This is a genomic window from Cytobacillus sp. FSL R7-0680, from assembly GCF_038009245.1.
In the GTDB taxonomy this organism is placed as follows: Bacteria; Bacillota; Bacilli; order Bacillales; family Cytobacillaceae; genus Cytobacillus; species Cytobacillus kochii.
The window spans coordinates 1-15,978 of sequence record NZ_JBBPAO010000001.1; the positions used below are offsets into that span (position 1 = coordinate 1).

At 36.1% G+C, this 15,978-nt stretch carries 20 protein-coding genes; 16 read left to right on the plus strand and 4 right to left on the minus strand.

Going from position 1 to position 15,978, the window contains the following annotated elements:
* Positions 1-279 precede the first annotated feature (279 nt).
* The gene (locus MKY26_RS00005) at positions 280-762 is read right to left on the minus strand and encodes a GNAT family N-acetyltransferase (protein ID WP_341091751.1); all 483 of its coding nucleotides are present in this window, start codon (positions 760-762) and stop codon (positions 280-282) included.
* A 124-nt stretch (positions 763-886) separates the two neighbouring features.
* Between MKY26_RS00005 and MKY26_RS00010 the strand changes: the two genes are divergently transcribed.
* The 6 genes from MKY26_RS00010 to MKY26_RS00035 all read left to right on the plus strand — a co-directional run bounded on the left by MKY26_RS00010 (position 887) and on the right by MKY26_RS00035 (position 4,390).
* The gene (locus tag MKY26_RS00010; protein ID WP_341091754.1) at positions 887-1,756 is read left to right on the plus strand and encodes a R2-like ligand-binding oxidase; all 870 of its coding nucleotides are present in this window, start codon (positions 887-889) and stop codon (positions 1,754-1,756) included.
* A gap of 190 nt (positions 1,757-1,946) precedes the next feature.
* Positions 1,947-2,297: a YunG family protein gene (locus MKY26_RS00015; RefSeq protein ID WP_095370221.1), complete on the plus strand. Its 351-nt coding sequence runs from the start codon at positions 1,947-1,949 to the stop codon at positions 2,295-2,297.
* Positions 2,298-2,303: 6 nt separating this feature from the next.
* Positions 2,304-2,939: an HAD family hydrolase gene (locus MKY26_RS00020; protein ID WP_340978156.1), complete on the plus strand. Its 636-nt coding sequence runs from the start codon at positions 2,304-2,306 to the stop codon at positions 2,937-2,939.
* Positions 2,940-2,942: 3 nt separating this feature from the next.
* Positions 2,943-3,506, plus strand: coding sequence for a DJ-1/PfpI family protein (locus MKY26_RS00025; protein ID WP_095370219.1), 564 nt, complete (start codon positions 2,943-2,945; stop codon positions 3,504-3,506).
* Positions 3,507-3,594: 88 nt separating this feature from the next.
* Positions 3,595-3,921: a DnaJ family domain-containing protein gene (locus tag MKY26_RS00030; protein WP_095370218.1), complete on the plus strand. Its 327-nt coding sequence runs from the start codon at positions 3,595-3,597 to the stop codon at positions 3,919-3,921.
* 76 nt (positions 3,922-3,997) lie between these two features.
* Complete coding sequence (locus MKY26_RS00035; protein WP_328199601.1) at positions 3,998-4,390, plus strand: thiol-disulfide oxidoreductase DCC family protein; 393 nt, start codon at positions 3,998-4,000, stop codon at positions 4,388-4,390.
* Between the two features lie 124 nt (positions 4,391-4,514).
* Here MKY26_RS00035 and MKY26_RS00040 read toward each other — a convergent pair whose 3' ends face one another.
* Entirely contained in the window at positions 4,515-4,748 is a 234-nt protein-coding gene (locus MKY26_RS00040) for a DUF2651 family protein (protein ID WP_095370216.1), read from the minus strand.
* 60 nt (positions 4,749-4,808) lie between these two features.
* Positions 4,809-5,435, minus strand: coding sequence for a metal-dependent hydrolase (locus MKY26_RS00045; RefSeq protein WP_095370215.1), 627 nt, complete (start codon positions 5,433-5,435; stop codon positions 4,809-4,811).
* 302 nt (positions 5,436-5,737) lie between these two features.
* On the opposite strand from MKY26_RS00045, the gene MKY26_RS00050 reads away from it, so the two are divergent.
* The 7 genes from MKY26_RS00050 to MKY26_RS00080 all read left to right on the plus strand — a co-directional run bounded on the left by MKY26_RS00050 (position 5,738) and on the right by MKY26_RS00080 (position 11,908).
* On the plus strand, positions 5,738-5,902 hold the full coding sequence (locus tag MKY26_RS00050) for a hypothetical protein (RefSeq protein WP_157733768.1): 165 nt from the start codon (positions 5,738-5,740) through the stop codon (positions 5,900-5,902).
* A gap of 37 nt (positions 5,903-5,939) precedes the next feature.
* Complete coding sequence (locus tag MKY26_RS00055) at positions 5,940-6,599, plus strand: HAD family hydrolase (RefSeq protein WP_095370214.1); 660 nt, start codon at positions 5,940-5,942, stop codon at positions 6,597-6,599.
* Between the two features lie 34 nt (positions 6,600-6,633).
* Positions 6,634-7,152, plus strand: a complete 519-nt coding sequence (locus MKY26_RS00060; protein WP_341091763.1) for a YfiT family bacillithiol transferase — start codon at positions 6,634-6,636, stop codon at positions 7,150-7,152.
* A complete protein-coding gene (locus MKY26_RS00065; protein ID WP_095370212.1) occupies positions 7,153-7,605 on the plus strand; it encodes a GNAT family N-acetyltransferase in 453 nt (150 codons plus the stop codon).
* Between the two features lie 197 nt (positions 7,606-7,802).
* Complete coding sequence (locus MKY26_RS00070; protein ID WP_095373511.1) at positions 7,803-8,846, plus strand: ArsR/SmtB family transcription factor; 1,044 nt, start codon at positions 7,803-7,805, stop codon at positions 8,844-8,846.
* 25 nt (positions 8,847-8,871) lie between these two features.
* Positions 8,872-9,411: a GNAT family N-acetyltransferase gene (locus MKY26_RS00075; protein WP_095370211.1), complete on the plus strand. Its 540-nt coding sequence runs from the start codon at positions 8,872-8,874 to the stop codon at positions 9,409-9,411.
* Positions 9,412-9,538: 127 nt separating this feature from the next.
* The gene (locus MKY26_RS00080; RefSeq protein ID WP_341091767.1) at positions 9,539-11,908 is read left to right on the plus strand and encodes a penicillin acylase family protein; all 2,370 of its coding nucleotides are present in this window, start codon (positions 9,539-9,541) and stop codon (positions 11,906-11,908) included.
* A 166-nt stretch (positions 11,909-12,074) separates the two neighbouring features.
* Here the strand turns inward: MKY26_RS00080 and MKY26_RS00085 are convergent, their stop codons facing one another.
* Positions 12,075-13,004 carry an AEC family transporter gene (locus MKY26_RS00085; protein WP_095370209.1) on the minus strand — a complete coding sequence of 310 codons (930 nt, stop codon included), beginning with the start codon at positions 13,002-13,004 and terminating at the stop codon, positions 12,075-12,077.
* Positions 13,005-13,131: 127 nt separating this feature from the next.
* On the opposite strand from MKY26_RS00085, the gene MKY26_RS00090 reads away from it, so the two are divergent.
* From MKY26_RS00090 to MKY26_RS00100, 3 genes are all read left to right on the plus strand, one after another.
* A complete protein-coding gene (locus tag MKY26_RS00090) occupies positions 13,132-13,971 on the plus strand; it encodes an SDR family oxidoreductase (RefSeq protein WP_307319312.1) in 840 nt (279 codons plus the stop codon).
* 399 nt (positions 13,972-14,370) lie between these two features.
* Positions 14,371-15,357 (plus strand): acrylyl-CoA reductase family protein, encoded by a 987-nt coding sequence (locus MKY26_RS00095; RefSeq protein WP_095370208.1) that lies wholly within the window; start codon positions 14,371-14,373, stop codon positions 15,355-15,357.
* 62 nt (positions 15,358-15,419) lie between these two features.
* On the plus strand, positions 15,420-15,959 hold the full coding sequence (locus MKY26_RS00100; RefSeq protein ID WP_341091769.1) for a GNAT family N-acetyltransferase: 540 nt from the start codon (positions 15,420-15,422) through the stop codon (positions 15,957-15,959).
* Positions 15,960-15,978: the final 19 nt, after the last annotated feature.

A 15,978-nucleotide genomic window follows, 5' to 3' on the forward strand; every position in this document is an offset into this window, starting at 1 on the left:
GCGCACAAGACAAAAGAAAAAGGCAGAGAATTGCGCGCAAGTAGTGTACACGCGCACAATTCAAAAGAAAAAGGCAGAGAACTGTGCGCAAATTATGTAAACGCGCAAAAGACAGGCAGAGAACATGCACAAGTCGTGTTTATATGCCAAGATTACAAGCAAAGTAGAGGATGCTATGGCATAAATAAAATGTATATCGATAGCTTGAGGTTTTTAAAAGGAGCTAGATCGACAGAAGGATTCTGTATAATTTATTTTTTTTCCATAAGTAGTCGAACTTCACTTATCTTTCTTTCTTCTTTCTAAAAGAATCACATCTCTCCATCCGTTTACATGCTTGGCGATTTTCTCACGGATTCCTACTTGGCGAAATCCGTGTTTTTTATGTAAAGAGAGACTTGCATGGTTTTGTGGAAAGATACAGGCTTGCAATGTCCAGATTCCATGCTTCTCACTTTCAATGATTAAATTTGATAATAATATTGAGCCAATCCCTGTTCCTTGATATCCATTGAGAATATAAATACTTATTTCCGCAACGCCCTTATATACCTCTCTATTCGAATAAGGAGTGAGGGCAGCCCAGCCAACCACTTGCTGTCCATCTTTAGCAACTAAACGAGCATAAGGTAAATGTTTCTCATGCCAGTTATGCCAGTTTGGTGTTTCCTGCTCGAAAGTAGCTAAGCCGCTATCTATCCCTTGTTGGTAGATCTCTTTTACTGATTCCCAGTCTTCAACTACTAATGATTCGATTTTCATAGCTATTCTCTCCTCTATATCTCCTATTTTTTTAAAAAAGTCTTTTTATAAAAGGAGATAATTGTTAATAGTGTAATATCTCTTATAAGAAAAAGATATCAATCATTTCTAAGGAGGAGTATAAATGAGGAGGAGTTATGTATCGAAAAGTAAGCGTGGTATTAATCGTGAATCTCTCCCGTTTAAATTGTACGAAAAGGCAAAGAAATTTGGTGTGTGGGACCCTCGTGACATTGACTTTAGTCAAGATAAGAAAGATTGGCATACTTTATCAAAAGAACAACAGGATTCGATACTCAGACTAGTTGCTTTGTTCTATAGCGCTGAAGAGGCTGTAACTAAAGATATTCTGCCGCTGATTTATGCGATATCAAAACAAGGTCAATTTGAAGAAGAAATGTATTTAACGACCTTTCTTTTTGAGGAAGCAAAACATACAGATTTCTTTCATTTGTTTTTAAAAGAAGTAGGTATAGAAAGAGATAATAATTATCATTCTGAAGCATATTTAAATGTGTTTGATGAGATCCTTCCGCAAACGATGGAAAAGCTATTGGTAGATCAGAATCCACAAACAATAGCTGATGCAGCAGTTGTATACAATATGTTTGTTGAGGGTATATTGGCGGAAACAGGGTATTGGAATTTCTATGAAAACCTACAAGACTTAAAAAAATTACCAGGCTTACTTGAAGGGATATCTTATATTAAAAGAGATGAGTCGAGACATATTGGCTTCGGCACTTTTTTGCTACAACGTCTTATTACTGAAGATGACTCTATGTTTGATTATATTATGAATAAACTTCATCATCTCATGCCAATTGCCGAGGCAATTAATCAAATGCCTGAAGAAGTTAACCCATTTGGGGTGAAATTAGCAGATAGCAGAGCTTTTATGCTGAAGCAGTTACATGCAAGAATAGAAGTTTTACGTAGAGCGAAAGGTAAAACCTTAGAAGAAATTTATAAAATGGAACTTGTTGTAGAGTAGGATATGCTGTTCTTTTAAGCCGTTCATAAAGAATGGCTTTTTATTTTGAAAAGAGTAAATTCCTTCTTTATATTGAATTTAGTGACATGTTTTCTTAAGCTTGCTTTATATAAATAGAGGTTGGATATGAATGGATATGGATTGTTGAGTAGTGTTAGAATAAAGAATGAATCAATATAGAGAGGTCATTATGGATATATCTTACTTAGGATTAGCACTGGTAGAGTCATGGGGGATTGAAACGAGCACAAAATGGAAGATGGAGAATCCTGCTTTAGGACAATGTGGTGTCACAGCCTTAGTTGTTCAAGAATATTTAGGTGGAGAAATTGTGAAAACATTGATCGGCGAGATGTGGCATTTCTACAATAAAATAGGAGATAACTATATAGATTTTACAGTTAGCCAATTCGATCCTGCCATTGATTATAAGCCTGTTATTTCTAATAGACTGGAAGCATTTGAGGATACCAATATCAATCAGTATCGTTATTTAACAAAGGAAATGAACAATCGACTTTATTACTACTTAGAGAGGTAGGAAGAAATGATGGTAGATAGCCTTATTTTTGATTTAGATGGCACGTTATGGGATTCTAGAAAAACAGTTGCTGATTCATGGAATATCGTTATTCGAGAAGATGCAGAAGTGAAGAAAGAATTAACAGTAGCAGATTTAAAAGCAACAATGGGGCTAAGAATGCATGAAATTATGGAAAGACTGTTCCCTTATTTAAGTAAGGAGAAAAGAGAATCGTTATTAGAAGATCTTAGCAAAGAGGAACTAGAACATATCCGGAACTATGGAGGGACACTATACCCAAAAGTAGAGGAAACCTTGTCAGAGTTGGCTAAGACCTATCAATTGTTCATCGTAAGTAATTGCCAAGAAGGATATATTGAAGCGTTCTACGAGGCACATGGATTGGAAAAATATTTTCAGGACTTTGAAAACCCAGGAAGAACTGGATTATCTAAAGGGGAAAATATACAACTCATTATAAAGAGAAACAATCTACAGTCTCCCATTTATATTGGCGATACAGATGGAGATAGAGAAGCTGCAAAATATGCCGGAATACCTTTTGTGTATGCGAGTTATGGTTTTGGAGAAGTGATAGACAAAGATCAAATAATTGAACAATTTCAAGACCTACTACATATGAGGCTAGAGAGGGGATAGCTTATGAAAGCATTGGTCATATTATTCCCGGCATACGCTGATTTTGAAATTAGTCATAGTTTATTTTTACTTCGAAAAGTCGCAAAAATGGAAATTGTTACTACAACGGTTGATGGATCGCCAGTCACAAGTATTGGTGGTTTAAAAACAGCAATTGATGTCTCATTAGAAAATCTGAATATAAATGATTACCATTTTATTTTAATCCCCGGTGGTGATGGAATTGATAACGAGCTACTGAATAATAAATGGTTAATTCAGCAAATTCAATCAGCATTCCATTCACGTATTCCGATTGCATCTATCTGTGCATCGGCATTAATTCTCGGAAAAGCAGGTATATTGTCTGGTGAGCAATTCACTTGTTTAGCACATACTTATGATAAGTATCAATCACTCTTTGAATCAAGCTTCTATACAGGACAACCAATTGAAGTAAGTAATCGCATAATTACGGCTAAAGGAACATCCTTTGCTGCTTTTGCAATTGCCGCGCTTAAACTAACTGGTGTGGAACTCACTGACCAAGAGTGGGAAAAATGGCGCCAGTTTTGCATGATAACATAGTATTTATTTGATATGAAGTAAATCAGAAGAAACTAGTAATCACTTATATATTGGTTTTGAAAGAAAAAACACAAGGGGTGTGTTATTTTTGGATGAACGTAATGATTTAATTGGTGATATGTTAAAAAGCAAAAAATCTACGCCACTGCCAGGACAAGGTAAACCACTTCCTAAAGGCTATCTACAGAGGGATATTTTTCAAAACTTCCAAAAAGTTGCCAAGGATGCTGGTTACTTACCTCCATGGTTAACACTTCAAAAGGAAATCGCAGTGCTTGTACATCAAGCACAAAGTAAACAAGATATTGCCACCATTAATGAAAAAATTAAAAAATACAATTCGATTTGTCCACCACAAATGCAGCGCTACCCAATTAGTCTAGAGGGGCTAGAAAAAGCAAAAACACTATGGTGAAAAAAGTCCACTCGAACAGATTCTTATTCGTTTGATAGTCAGCCTGTTATACTTGCAAGAAAAGGAGGCGATCATTTTGAGTAAAATTATATTATTCGATGGGGAATGCAATTTTTGTGATCAGAGTGTGCAGTTTATATTGAAGAGGGACCATCAGGGTGATTTTTATTTTGCCTCCTTACAAGGTGAAAACGGGCAATCTCTATTAAGAAAACATGAAATAGATCCTGCAACTGATAGTTTTATATATATAGAAGATGATCGTGCCTATGATCAATCAACTGCTGCAATTAAAGTATTGCAACAATTAAGGGGAATGTGGAAACTAATAGCTGTCTTCCGTATCATTCCAAAACCAATCAGAGATAAGATGTATCAATTTATTGCTAAGCGGAGATATAAGTGGTTTGGTAAAAAGGAAAGTTGCCGTTTACCCTCACCGGAAATTCGAAAAAGATTTCTAGATTAATCTGATTGATTGGTAATCAAAAAAATAGGCATACATTTCATTTTAATAACATATATTGTGGTTTAGTTGTTAAAAGACACGGTCAATCTACAAAAAAAAAACAGAAGGTGTTCTTCTGTTTTTTTTAAGCAGTTGGTTTATTAAAATACTTTGTTGTAAAGGAAGTTAAAATTGCAAGAACTGTGTACAATACTGTCCAAATCATAAAGGTTCCATTATAGATTGTAAAGGAGAGTAAAGTAAAGATAATTGCTGTTAATAAAGGAACGAGATACATATTCCGTTTTTTCCAAGCCACAAGAATAGAAGCGGCTAATACAATAGTTGGATAGATAAGTATGGTTAATACGAGTGTCATTTTAAATCGCCTCCATTATCTCTATACCCGAAAAATAAAAAAAGAACCATTTTCGGTTCTTTAAAATTCTTTTTGGGAGATAGGAAGAAATAATTTAATACCCCTACGATTAAAAGGAAGGAGTTTGGAGTCAAGCGCAAGATGACTAATATATCCCGTCATACAAGCAATATAAGCTCCATTTATGCCCGTCGATAATTGAAAAAAATCAGCAATAAAATGAAAGAATACTACACCTAAAATAGAATGAGTGTAACTCCTGTGTGGGACAAATGATGCTATAAGAATATAGCAGCCCATGAGCATAAGCCAAACTTCTCGTAATAATATTCCGCACACAATGACTCCTATCCCAGTAATGATAAGCATATGTCGCTGCTTTATATAGGAAGATAAAAGAAACATCGCAAGTCCAATCCCCATGCTTACCCATTGATCTAAGGCTGTAGCTTCATAAAAACTATAAAAAATAATTAACAATCCAATCATTTGCGCAGTTGCTTTAATAAATTTGTGAGAGAGGGTGATTTTATTTCTCAGTTTACCATCGATATCTAGATCTGGTAAAAGTGCAGATATTGTGCCAATACCAATAAGCGCTAATGTGGCCGATGGCGTTGCTTGGAGTGTATTTGCGGTCACAAAACCTGCAACAGCACCAATACTCGCATGAGCGGTACCATTCACTTTAATTCCACCTTTTTCTAAGTTGTCTTTTTCTATTCTACAATAAAACATCTGTTCTGTTTATCCTTTTTGCAGGAAAAATGTCAAATGAACAAGAATTTATGTTAAATACTTTAATTAATGGGAATCAACCTCTCTTTTTTTCATCTTTTAAAACAATTTTGCCATAAGGAAGGTTAGGTACGATCCTCTTTATGGGTAAATACATTAAAATAAGTGGAATAAAAGGTTATGGTCACAAGAATATTTAAACGAATGACTATCGTTTTTATGTTTAAGATACAAAAAAGAGGAGAGGGACAATGAACTGGACACATCCATTTGCACTGGCAGTATTAGCTTTCTGGGCGTCTTATTTTATGAATGATTCATTAAGCATCTCTTTATTAGTGGCGTTGGGTGGATTCATCATCGGTTTGATATTCTCATTATTGATCTTTAAGAAGGCAAAAAGAAAACATATATGACAAGGAACTAAGAATTTATATTCCTATGAAGAGGGTGATGACGATACAAGCGGTTTTATTTGATTTTGACGGTACATTAGCTAATACATTGCCACTGTGCATTTATTCATTGCAAGAAGTGTTTCTTAAATTTGATCAGCGAGAATTAGCTGTGAAAGAAGCAAAAGAGTGGTTAGGAAATTCTGAAAAGAAGATTATAGAAGAGCATTTAATAAGCAATCAGAAATTAGACGCAATAGAATATTATTATAATGTTTATAAGAACAACCATTCAAGGCTAGTAGATAATAATAGAGAAATTGACCATTTATTGTCTTATTTGAAAGAGGAAGGAATTAAGCTGGCGATCGTTACGGGGAAAGGGAGAAGAAGTCTGCAGATTTCTTTAGAATGTCTGCATATGACAACCATTTTTGACTGTATAGTTACGGGAGATGATGTAGTGCAAGCAGAACCTGATCCAGAAGGTATCACTCTAGCCTTATCCATGTTAGATGTACCGGCATCCGAGGTGATTTTTTTAGGGGATAGCAATTGTGATATCGAAGCAGGGTTAAAGGCGAATATTTATACAGCGGGTGTGCATTGGCTACCTGATGGTAAGACAACTGAATTTAAGGTGATACCAGATTCAGCTTTTTTAACGGTGGATGAATTTTTAGAATTTTTAAAATTAGGTGCTTTACACGAGAGTTAACAAAATAAATAGATGAATAGGAGGTAAGGAAGCAATGAGTATTCAATATCCAATAGGCGAATTTTCTGTATGTGAAAAGGAAATTAATGAGAACAAGATTAATACTTGGATAATGGAAATAGAGAAATTTCCGCGCCTACTCCGTAAAGTTGTAGAAGAGCTTACTGAAGATGAACTAAATATACCCTATAGAACAGGGGGATGGACAGTGCGGCAGCTCATTCACCATTTAGCAGATAGCCATTTAAATGCTTATTTAAGGGTAAAGTTAGCGTTAACAGAAGAAAATCCGATGATCAAGGATTATCAACAAGATCAATGGGCACGTTTAGAAGACTATCATCTACCAATTGAAGTGTCTTTAAGTATGATAGAAACTGTTCATTTGCGTTGGACTGTTGTGCTAAAAAGTTTGTCTATTCATGATTGGGAGCGCACGTTTGTTCATCCTGAATCGGGACAAATTTCCATTGGGAAAGCAATTGGAATGTATGCATGGCATGGGCGCCATCACCTTGCTCATATTACGACTAAGCATAAAGGTGAGAAATGAATGAAGGATAAAAAATGGGGAGAATTTACGATTTCTCTTAATAAATCATATTTAGATAGAGAGTTAATTTATCAGTTTTTACATAATGAAGCGTATTGGTCAATCAATATTCCTAGAGAAGTCGTGATGAAATCGATTGATGAAAGTAGGCTAGTTTTTGGGCTGTATAGAGGTAGGATCGACGGTGATTTTGAGCAAGTAGGGTTTGCAAGAGCAGTCACAGATTTATCTACATTTGCTTATCTATGTGATGTTTTTATTTTACCTCAATACAGAGGAAAAGGCCTTTCGAAATGGTTGGTCGAAACAATCATTTGGCATCCAGATTTACATGATATTCGTAAATTTATGTTGGCAACAAAGGATGCCCATTCGTTGTACGAAAGATTTGGGTTTGAAACAGTTGAATCACCTGATTTGATATTGCAAAGGGTAAGGAAAGTACCTTATTAATCGTTCTTTAGAAAGGTGTAATCGTTTGTGAAAAGGTTACTATTTACATGTTGAGATGCTTTTTTATACATTAACTAGTTCTTTTGGTATGGTAAATTACCATTATTATTAAAGCAATATTCTAAAAATATTGAATTATAAAGATGGAATCGATAAAATGTATAAATATAGAAATAGAAAAGGGGTGTCACATGAAAATGGAACTGATTAGACATACCATTCGTGCAAGAGAAACATATGAAGTGAAGATAGAGTCATCGTTATTATGGGAGTGTGCCCTCGGAATCGCAGCCGTGACAAATACGCGTTTAATTTCACATATGGAAAAGCCGATGGAGGAATGGGATAATATTAAAAAAAAATTATCAAACGAGCTCCTAAATGAACTAGATATCGTCCAAAAGCACAATACATGGAAGGCATTGCTACAATTATTACATCAAAAAGAATTTGATAGTTTACATATGTTTGTTGATTATATTAATCATTTATCAGATAGAACGTTACGCTTTATATGTTTACCTTATATCGGATCGGATTTCCAACAATTAAGGTGTGATGCTTCAACAACAGATGAAACAGCGATAAAAGATATGCAGGAAGTAACGGAAAATAATTCTTTCTTTCCAAAATATGTTGAATATATTAGCTCTTCAGATGCAGATTTTTTGAAAAGGCATTTGGTTACAGTAATGACAGGCTGGTATGAAGCAATTATCAAACCAGAAGAAAAGCAGCTACGAAACATTCTCGAAAAAGATAAAAAGCTAAAAGAGTCTATGTATAAAAAGATGACAGCTGAAGAATTAGTAGAATGGGCGACAGGAGGCATCATTTATCATCCCGAACCAAGTGTAAAGAATGTGATGCTCATTCCCCAATATACATACAGGCCGTGGAATATTGAAGCTGATATAGAAGAAACAAAAGTATTCTATTACTCAGTATCGGATGAGAGTATAAGAGATACGAAGCCCTATGCAGTTAATCCATCATTAGTTCTTAGATACAAGGCATTAGGCGATGAAACAAGAATGAGAATGGTGAAATTACTTTCTGAAGGCGAATGTAGTTTACAAGAAATAACGGAGCGGTTAGCACTTGGGAAAACAACAGCTCATCACCATTTAAAAATTTTAAAAACAGCAAAACTAGTCGATACTGAAACATCTAAATATAAATTAAAACAACAAGCACTCCATTGGATGAATGAGGAAATGGGCATCTATCTTTCACAATAATGTTGAAATCAGGTGAGGAACGATAATGATAAGGTTAAAGATTAACAACGAGCTAGAATTGAAGGGTTTTATGTATGAAGAGGCGGATGAACTATTTGCGCTTATTAATGAGAATCGTACATACTTACGCGAATGGCTTCCATGGGTAGATGGAACAAAATCTGTTCAAGATTCAAAAGCGTTTATTGACCATACAGTTGAACAAATGGATCGAAATACTGGCTTAACCGTTGGTATTAGAGAAAACGGAAAGTTAATCGGCATCATTGGCTATAATAAGTTGAATCATGCCAATCGGATAGGTACAATCGGGTATTGGCTTTCACAGCAGGCAGAAGGTAAAGGTGTGATGACAAAAGCTGTGCAAGCGATGATTTCCTACGGATTTACTCAGCTTAATTTAAATAAAGTAGAAATTCATGCTGCAGTTAAAAATAGTAAAAGTCGTCGTATACCTGAAAAGCTTGGTTTTGTATATGAAGGAACGATTAGAGATGGCGAATGGCTCTATCATTATTATGTTGACACAGTTATTTATGGTTTGTTGAAAAGAGAATATAAGTGATGAGCTACCATTGATGCAAGAACAAATTCTATTTAAAAGAATTTGTTCTTTTCTTTATGAATAGAGTAGGAAAAAGGATTTACTTCTAGAATCTTATTAAAGATAGAAAGTGGGTGGAGGATGAGAGATGGAAATTAAAACTGAGGCAAAGAAAAATGTAAGATGGAAGCGCTTGCTACTATGGATGGGAGGGAGTCTTCTTGGGCTCATTCTACTTGTAATCATTGGCGCTTATTATTTCTTGAATCGCCCGTTACCTCAAGTTAATGGTGATATTCAACTGAAAGGGTTACAACAAGCTGTTGAGGTGGTCCGAGATGAAATGGGTGTTCCTCATATAGAAGCAACGAATGAGTATGACCTTTACTTTTCCCAAGGATATGTACAAGCGCAAGATCGTCTATTTCAAATGGACTTAAGTAGGCGGCAGGCATCTGGGAGATTAAGTGAAGTAATTGGTGAATCGACAGTAGATACAGATAAGTATTTCCGTACCTTGGGCTTAAGAAGAGCAGCAGAAGAATCAGTAGCTGAATATTCAGATGAGGGGATGCGGGTATTAAATGCATTTGCAGACGGAGTAAATGCCTATATAGAGGAATTACATACCACTGGAAAGTGGCCAATAGAATTTACGATACTTGGCTATAAACCGGAAGCATGGAAACCAATTGACTCATTAACAATTGGTAAGTATATGGCCTTTGATTTGGGCGGACATTGGAAAGATCAAGCTTTTAGACAGTATCTGTTGCAAACATTTCCTGAAGAAAAAGCGTATGATTTATTTCCGACCTATCCAGAAGAGGCACCAACTATTATTACTAAAGAACAATTAGATTTTTCAACCGCCTTTGCTCAAGCTGTTATCCCACATGAATTCAATGGGAGTAACAATTGGGTGGTAAGCGGAGATAAAACGGCAACTGGCAAAAGTCTTTTAGCAGATGATCCCCATTTAGGGTTGGCGACTCCTTCTGTATGGTATCAAATGCACTTACAGTCTGATGAAGTGAATGTAGGTGGAGTGATATTTGCCGGAGTCCCTGGAATTATTTTAGGACATAACGAAAACATCGCATGGGGTGTGACTAATACTGGTCCTGATGTGCAAGATCTTTATATTGAAAAAAGAAATCCAGAAGATCCTCACTTGTTTCTTTATAACGACAAATGGGAGAAGGCTCAAGTGATAGCTGAGCCTATAAAGGTAAAGGATAGTGAAACAATTGATTATGAAGTCATAGAGACAAGACATGGGCCTATTATTTCAGAGTTTGCCGCCGATGCTGCTACTAGTGAAACGGCACTTTCATTACAGTGGACAGCATTAGAGGCAACGACAGAACTAGAGGCGATTTTAAATATGAATCACGCTGAAAATTGGAAAGAATTCGAAGAGGCATTAGCAGCTTTTGAAGCACCAGCACAAAATTTTGTTTTTACAGATCGAGAAGGAAATATTGCTTATAAGGCGAATGGAAAAATTCCTATCAGGAAAAAAGGAAATGGCCTATTACCTGTACCGGGATGGACAGATGAGTATGCTTGGGAAGGTGCGATTCCTTATGACGAATTACCAACTATCGTCAATCCGGAAGAAGGTTTTATTTCTACAGCCAATAATAAGGTGGTAGGAGATGATTACCGTTATCATATCAGTCACAATTGGGCGCAACCATATAGACAAATGCGTATTCAAGAAGTATTAAGTGGAAGCAATAAATTAACTGCAGAAAATATGATGGAACTACAAATGGATGAAAAGAACCTTCAGGCAGAAGAATTTGTGCCTGTGATGCTTAAGCAATTAGCAAACGAAAAAGGTGAGAACATCCAATCAGCCCTTGACATCTTATCGAAATGGGACTATAAAGATCATCAAGATCTTGCTGCTCCTTATATTTTTAATCGCTGGATGGTTGAAATAGGAGAAGCATTATTTGAAGAGCAGATTCCAAAAGAAACGTTAGAATTATTTGGTGGTAAAAGATCGGCTGTTGATCAGCTTCTGCGTAATGCATTTGCAGGTAACCCGGGGCCATGGGTGAAGGATGTAGGGGGCATTAATGAATTATTAGTTGTATCGTTAACGGAAACACTTTCACAAATACAGGAAGATGAAGGCGGCGATATGGCAAATTGGAACTGGGGAGATTATCACCAAGTTTCCTTCACACACCCGTTATCTAGCGTAGCTCCTTTAAATTATTTATTTAATTATCAAGGTAGTATGGCAACAGGAGGAAGTGCTGTCACTGTTAAGGCAGCTGCATTTAAAAATGATGGGACGGTGAATCACGGAGCATCATGGCGATTTGTTATGGATATGAACAATCCAATGCAGGCTTATCATATCGTCGGTCCAGGTCAATCTGGGCATGTATCGAGTGACTGGTATCAAAATCAAATGGCGGATTGGGTAGAGGGAGATTATCATAAGACTACTTTAGGGGAGCCTGAAGGGAAGAGACTACTCTTAACACCAGAAGAATGATTATCTAGGATTTTTGAGTTGATAAGAAGAAGATAAATCCAACGCATTTTTTTAATCGATTAAGATTTTACCCTTTTTAATATGTACGGACTAGAGACAGGTGAATGAGAAGAGAAATAGCCAGCTAAAATAACTTTTTGGCTGGCTAAAAAATGTAATTAAATGATTACAAAAGAAAGCTTGCTATCCAAGAAATCAAAGGAATGGTTAAGATAGAAATTAACGTGCTATATACCGTTACCATAATGGCTTCGTTTTCTTCTTGTGTGTAGCGGGAAAATAATACTGAAGCCAGCATGAAGGTAGGCATACTTGTTAAAATAACTAATAAGAAAGTTAAATCTGTTTGTATTGACGTAAAACGTAAACAAATGATGCCGAAAAGTGGTAATATCAACAATTTCATTAATAAAGGAAACCATAAACCTTGAAAGTAAAACCGTCGTCCAACTTGAAAGAAAGTTGGAAGCAGAAAGCCTATATATAACATGGCTAATGGCGCAGCTAAGTTAGATAGCATTGAAGCCAGTTGCTTGAATATGATCGGTGCTTCCCAACCACTGATTACATATAACAACCCCAAACTAATGGCTAATAAAGGTATGTTTAATAAAGCTTTTAATTGTTTAAATTGGAATTTTTGATTGCTTTGTAATAAGTAGATACCTAATGAAAAAAGAACGACATCTAACCCTGCATCAAATACAGCGGCTAATAATCCACCGAGAGGCCCAAATAATGTAGCACTAAGAGGGATGCCGATGAAACCTGTATTACCTAGGGCGGCGAGTAAAGCCAATTGTTTAGGCTGATTAAGGTGTAAAAGACGGCCTAGAACTAATGTAAGGATAATACCTCCAGCATTAAATACAATGGATATCCCGAATACGAGAAAGACTTGTTGGAAAATGACGTCCGTAATTTTAGTATTGAAAACACCATTCAATATAATAAAGGGAACAGCTAGATTTAAAATAATCATCATTAATATATTTTTCATTTCTGCTGTGATTGATATCTTTAAAGCGATTAGTGCTCCGAAAACAATGATTATACCCATTGTTGAAATCGCAAGAATAACAGAGGTGACTTCCATATGACACTCCTTTCAGTATAAATTATACTGAAAATTCTTATATTTTTATAGTTCATAAAAGCAGAAAACTATAAAAATATCATTGGACCATTTATACTTAACGACAATAAGAAAGGTGTGGGTAGCTATGGTTGCTAAAGTAGCGATAGTAACAGGAGCGAATTCAGGAATGGGCTTAGAAACGACAATCGGTCTTGTAAATAAAAATGTAAAAGTAATCATGCTCTGTAGAAGTAAAATAAGAGGTGAAGCCGCGCTACAAAAAGTGAAAGCCATTACAGGAAAAGAAAATGTAGATTTAATGCTCTGTGATTTAAGTTCTATCAAAAGCATCGATGATTTTGTGGCAACCTTTTTTAGTAAGTATCATCATTTAGATCTTTTAATCAATAATGCAGGTGTAGTGACAATAAAAAGGCAAGAAACAGTTGATGGATTTGAGATGATGTTAGGGGTAAACCATCTCGGTCATTTCCATTTAACCAAGCAATTATTAGCAGCTTTAAAGGCTTCGGCTACTGCAAGAATTGTCATTGTATCTTCCGGTGCTCATAAATGGGGGAAAATGGATTTTGCAGATCCGTTTTTTAAAAAGGGTTTTAATGTAGCAAAAGGTTATGGAAGATCGAAGCTAGCCAATTTATTATTTATGAAAGGTTTACATGAAAGATTAGCACACACAAATGTGACAGTGAATGCACTTCATCCAGGAGCTGTTGCAACAAACATAGGTGTGGATAGAGAAACAGGATTTGGTGGCAAAGTGGTAAAATTACTGGTGCCATTTTTTAAAACAGCAGAGCAAGGGGCGGAAACGGCCATCTATTTAGCCACGAGTCCGGATGTAGAAGGGATATCAGGTGAGTACTATATTGACAAGAAAAAAGCCCATGTCTCTAAAAGGGCGAGTGATCCCCAACTAATCGAGCACTTCTGGAGATGGAGCATAGAACAGACGACGCTTTAATGATGACATCTAATAAAAAAGTTAACAGTGGGGTGAAATTTGTCTTCAATAGGTGAAATTGAAGAAGTACACGGTATATTAGTTTTGGAATTAAAATAATATTGAGTGAATCCCTTGTAGGACAAGGAATCAGGGTTTAAACAAACGAATAAAACTAATTTGAATGGTTTCATGCTTTAAGGAACGGGAATGAGTGTGAAAGAACGGCAAAAGAGGGGATGTTGCTATGTCTGAAAAAGGAGATTTCATGCTGGCGCATAAACAAAAGTTGAGGAACAAATTTACGTTGATAAGCATTTAGAAGCCGTGATAAAAGCGATTGCCATGTATGAAGTAGAAATGAGTATAGGGTCAATGAAGCCAATTTGAGAAGTTAAAGGGAAGGGTGGAGGAAGAGTAATGAGTTTTAAAGCAATAGTTGTAGATAAAGATGATAAAGATTTTTCTATCCAGTTGCGTCAACTTGAGGTAAGGGATTTACCTGCAGGAGAAGTATTAATTCAAGTAAAATACTCCGGAGTAAATTATAAGGACAGTTTAGCTAGTATACCTAATGGAAATATCGTTAAAGACTATCCAATGGTACCGGGCATTGACTTAGCGGGCATCGTTGTTTCATCTCAACATCCTGATTTTTCCAAAGGTGATGAAGTCATTGCTACGAGTTATGAAATTGGTGTATCCAGATACGGGGGGTATAGTGAATATGCACAAGTACCTGCACAATGGGTACTGCCACTTCCAAAAGGACTTACATTAAAGAAGGCAATGACGATTGGCACAGCTGGATTAACAGCGGCTCTTTCCATATTAAAATTAGAACAGAATGGTCTAACTGAAAATAGTGGGAAGGTGTTAGTTACTGGGGCTACTGGTGGCGTTGGGAGTTTTGCCGTTGCCTTGTTAGCTAACCGTGGCTATGAGGTCGTTGCAAGCACTGGAAAGAAGAATGAACGTGATTACTTAATGAACTTAGGAGCTTCTTCAGTGATTACAAGGGAAGAAGTGTATGATGGGAAGATAAGCGCATTAAGCAAGCAAAAATGGATAGCAGCGGTTGATCCTGTCGGTGGAGAGCCATTGGCATCCTTGTTAAGCCAAATTCAATATGGGGGTGCCGTAGCGGTTAGTGGTTTAACTGCTGGAACGAATTTACCTACGACGGTTTTTCCTTTTATTTTACGTGGGGTGAGTCTCTTGGGAGTTGATTCCGTTTTTTGTCCAATGGAGATGAGGAAAGAAGCTTGGGAACTATTAGCGGAAGAAAGTGATAAACTTCCGTTTGATCAGTTTATTTTTCAAGAAGTTTCATTGAGTGAAGTTGAGCATGTCTTGCCATTGCTTTTAAAAGGAGAAACGAGAGGAAGAGTACTTGTACACATATAGTATCTACTCACAATAACTTATAAAAAGGCGGTCCTAATTTCTGATAGAATGGAGCGAAAGACATGCAGTTGAAAAGTAACCGTCTCGTCATTCGATCGTATATGTATGAAGATTACGAAGCTTGGATAGCGGGATTAAAGAACCGTTTAGTATCGCAATCACGTCATGATGAAGGACGCCCACAAGATTTACCTGCTTATACTAAAGAAAAATTCAAGAAGAAAATCGAGCAATGGAGCAAGCAAGATGATGCCTGGCAATTATCTGAGTTTGGTATATTTAGAGAAAATGATGGTGCACATATAGGAATAATAGAATTGTATCGAACACAGAGGAATGGCAAGGAGTTAGTACTACTTGGTTATGCAATTCACAATCAATATTGGCGAAAAGGATATGGAAAAGAAAGCGTAGTAACGATCATACCTTTTATTTTTGAATATTTACAACCTGAAAGAATAGAATTACATATTGATAGTGATAACCTCGCCTCCATTCATTTAGCAGAATCTATTGGTTTTAAATATGAAGAGAAACAGTCTCAATTTTCATTTGATAGTGGAGAATGGAGCGAATTTTTTATCTATTATTTAGAGAAATAAGGAGAGGCCCCCGATTATG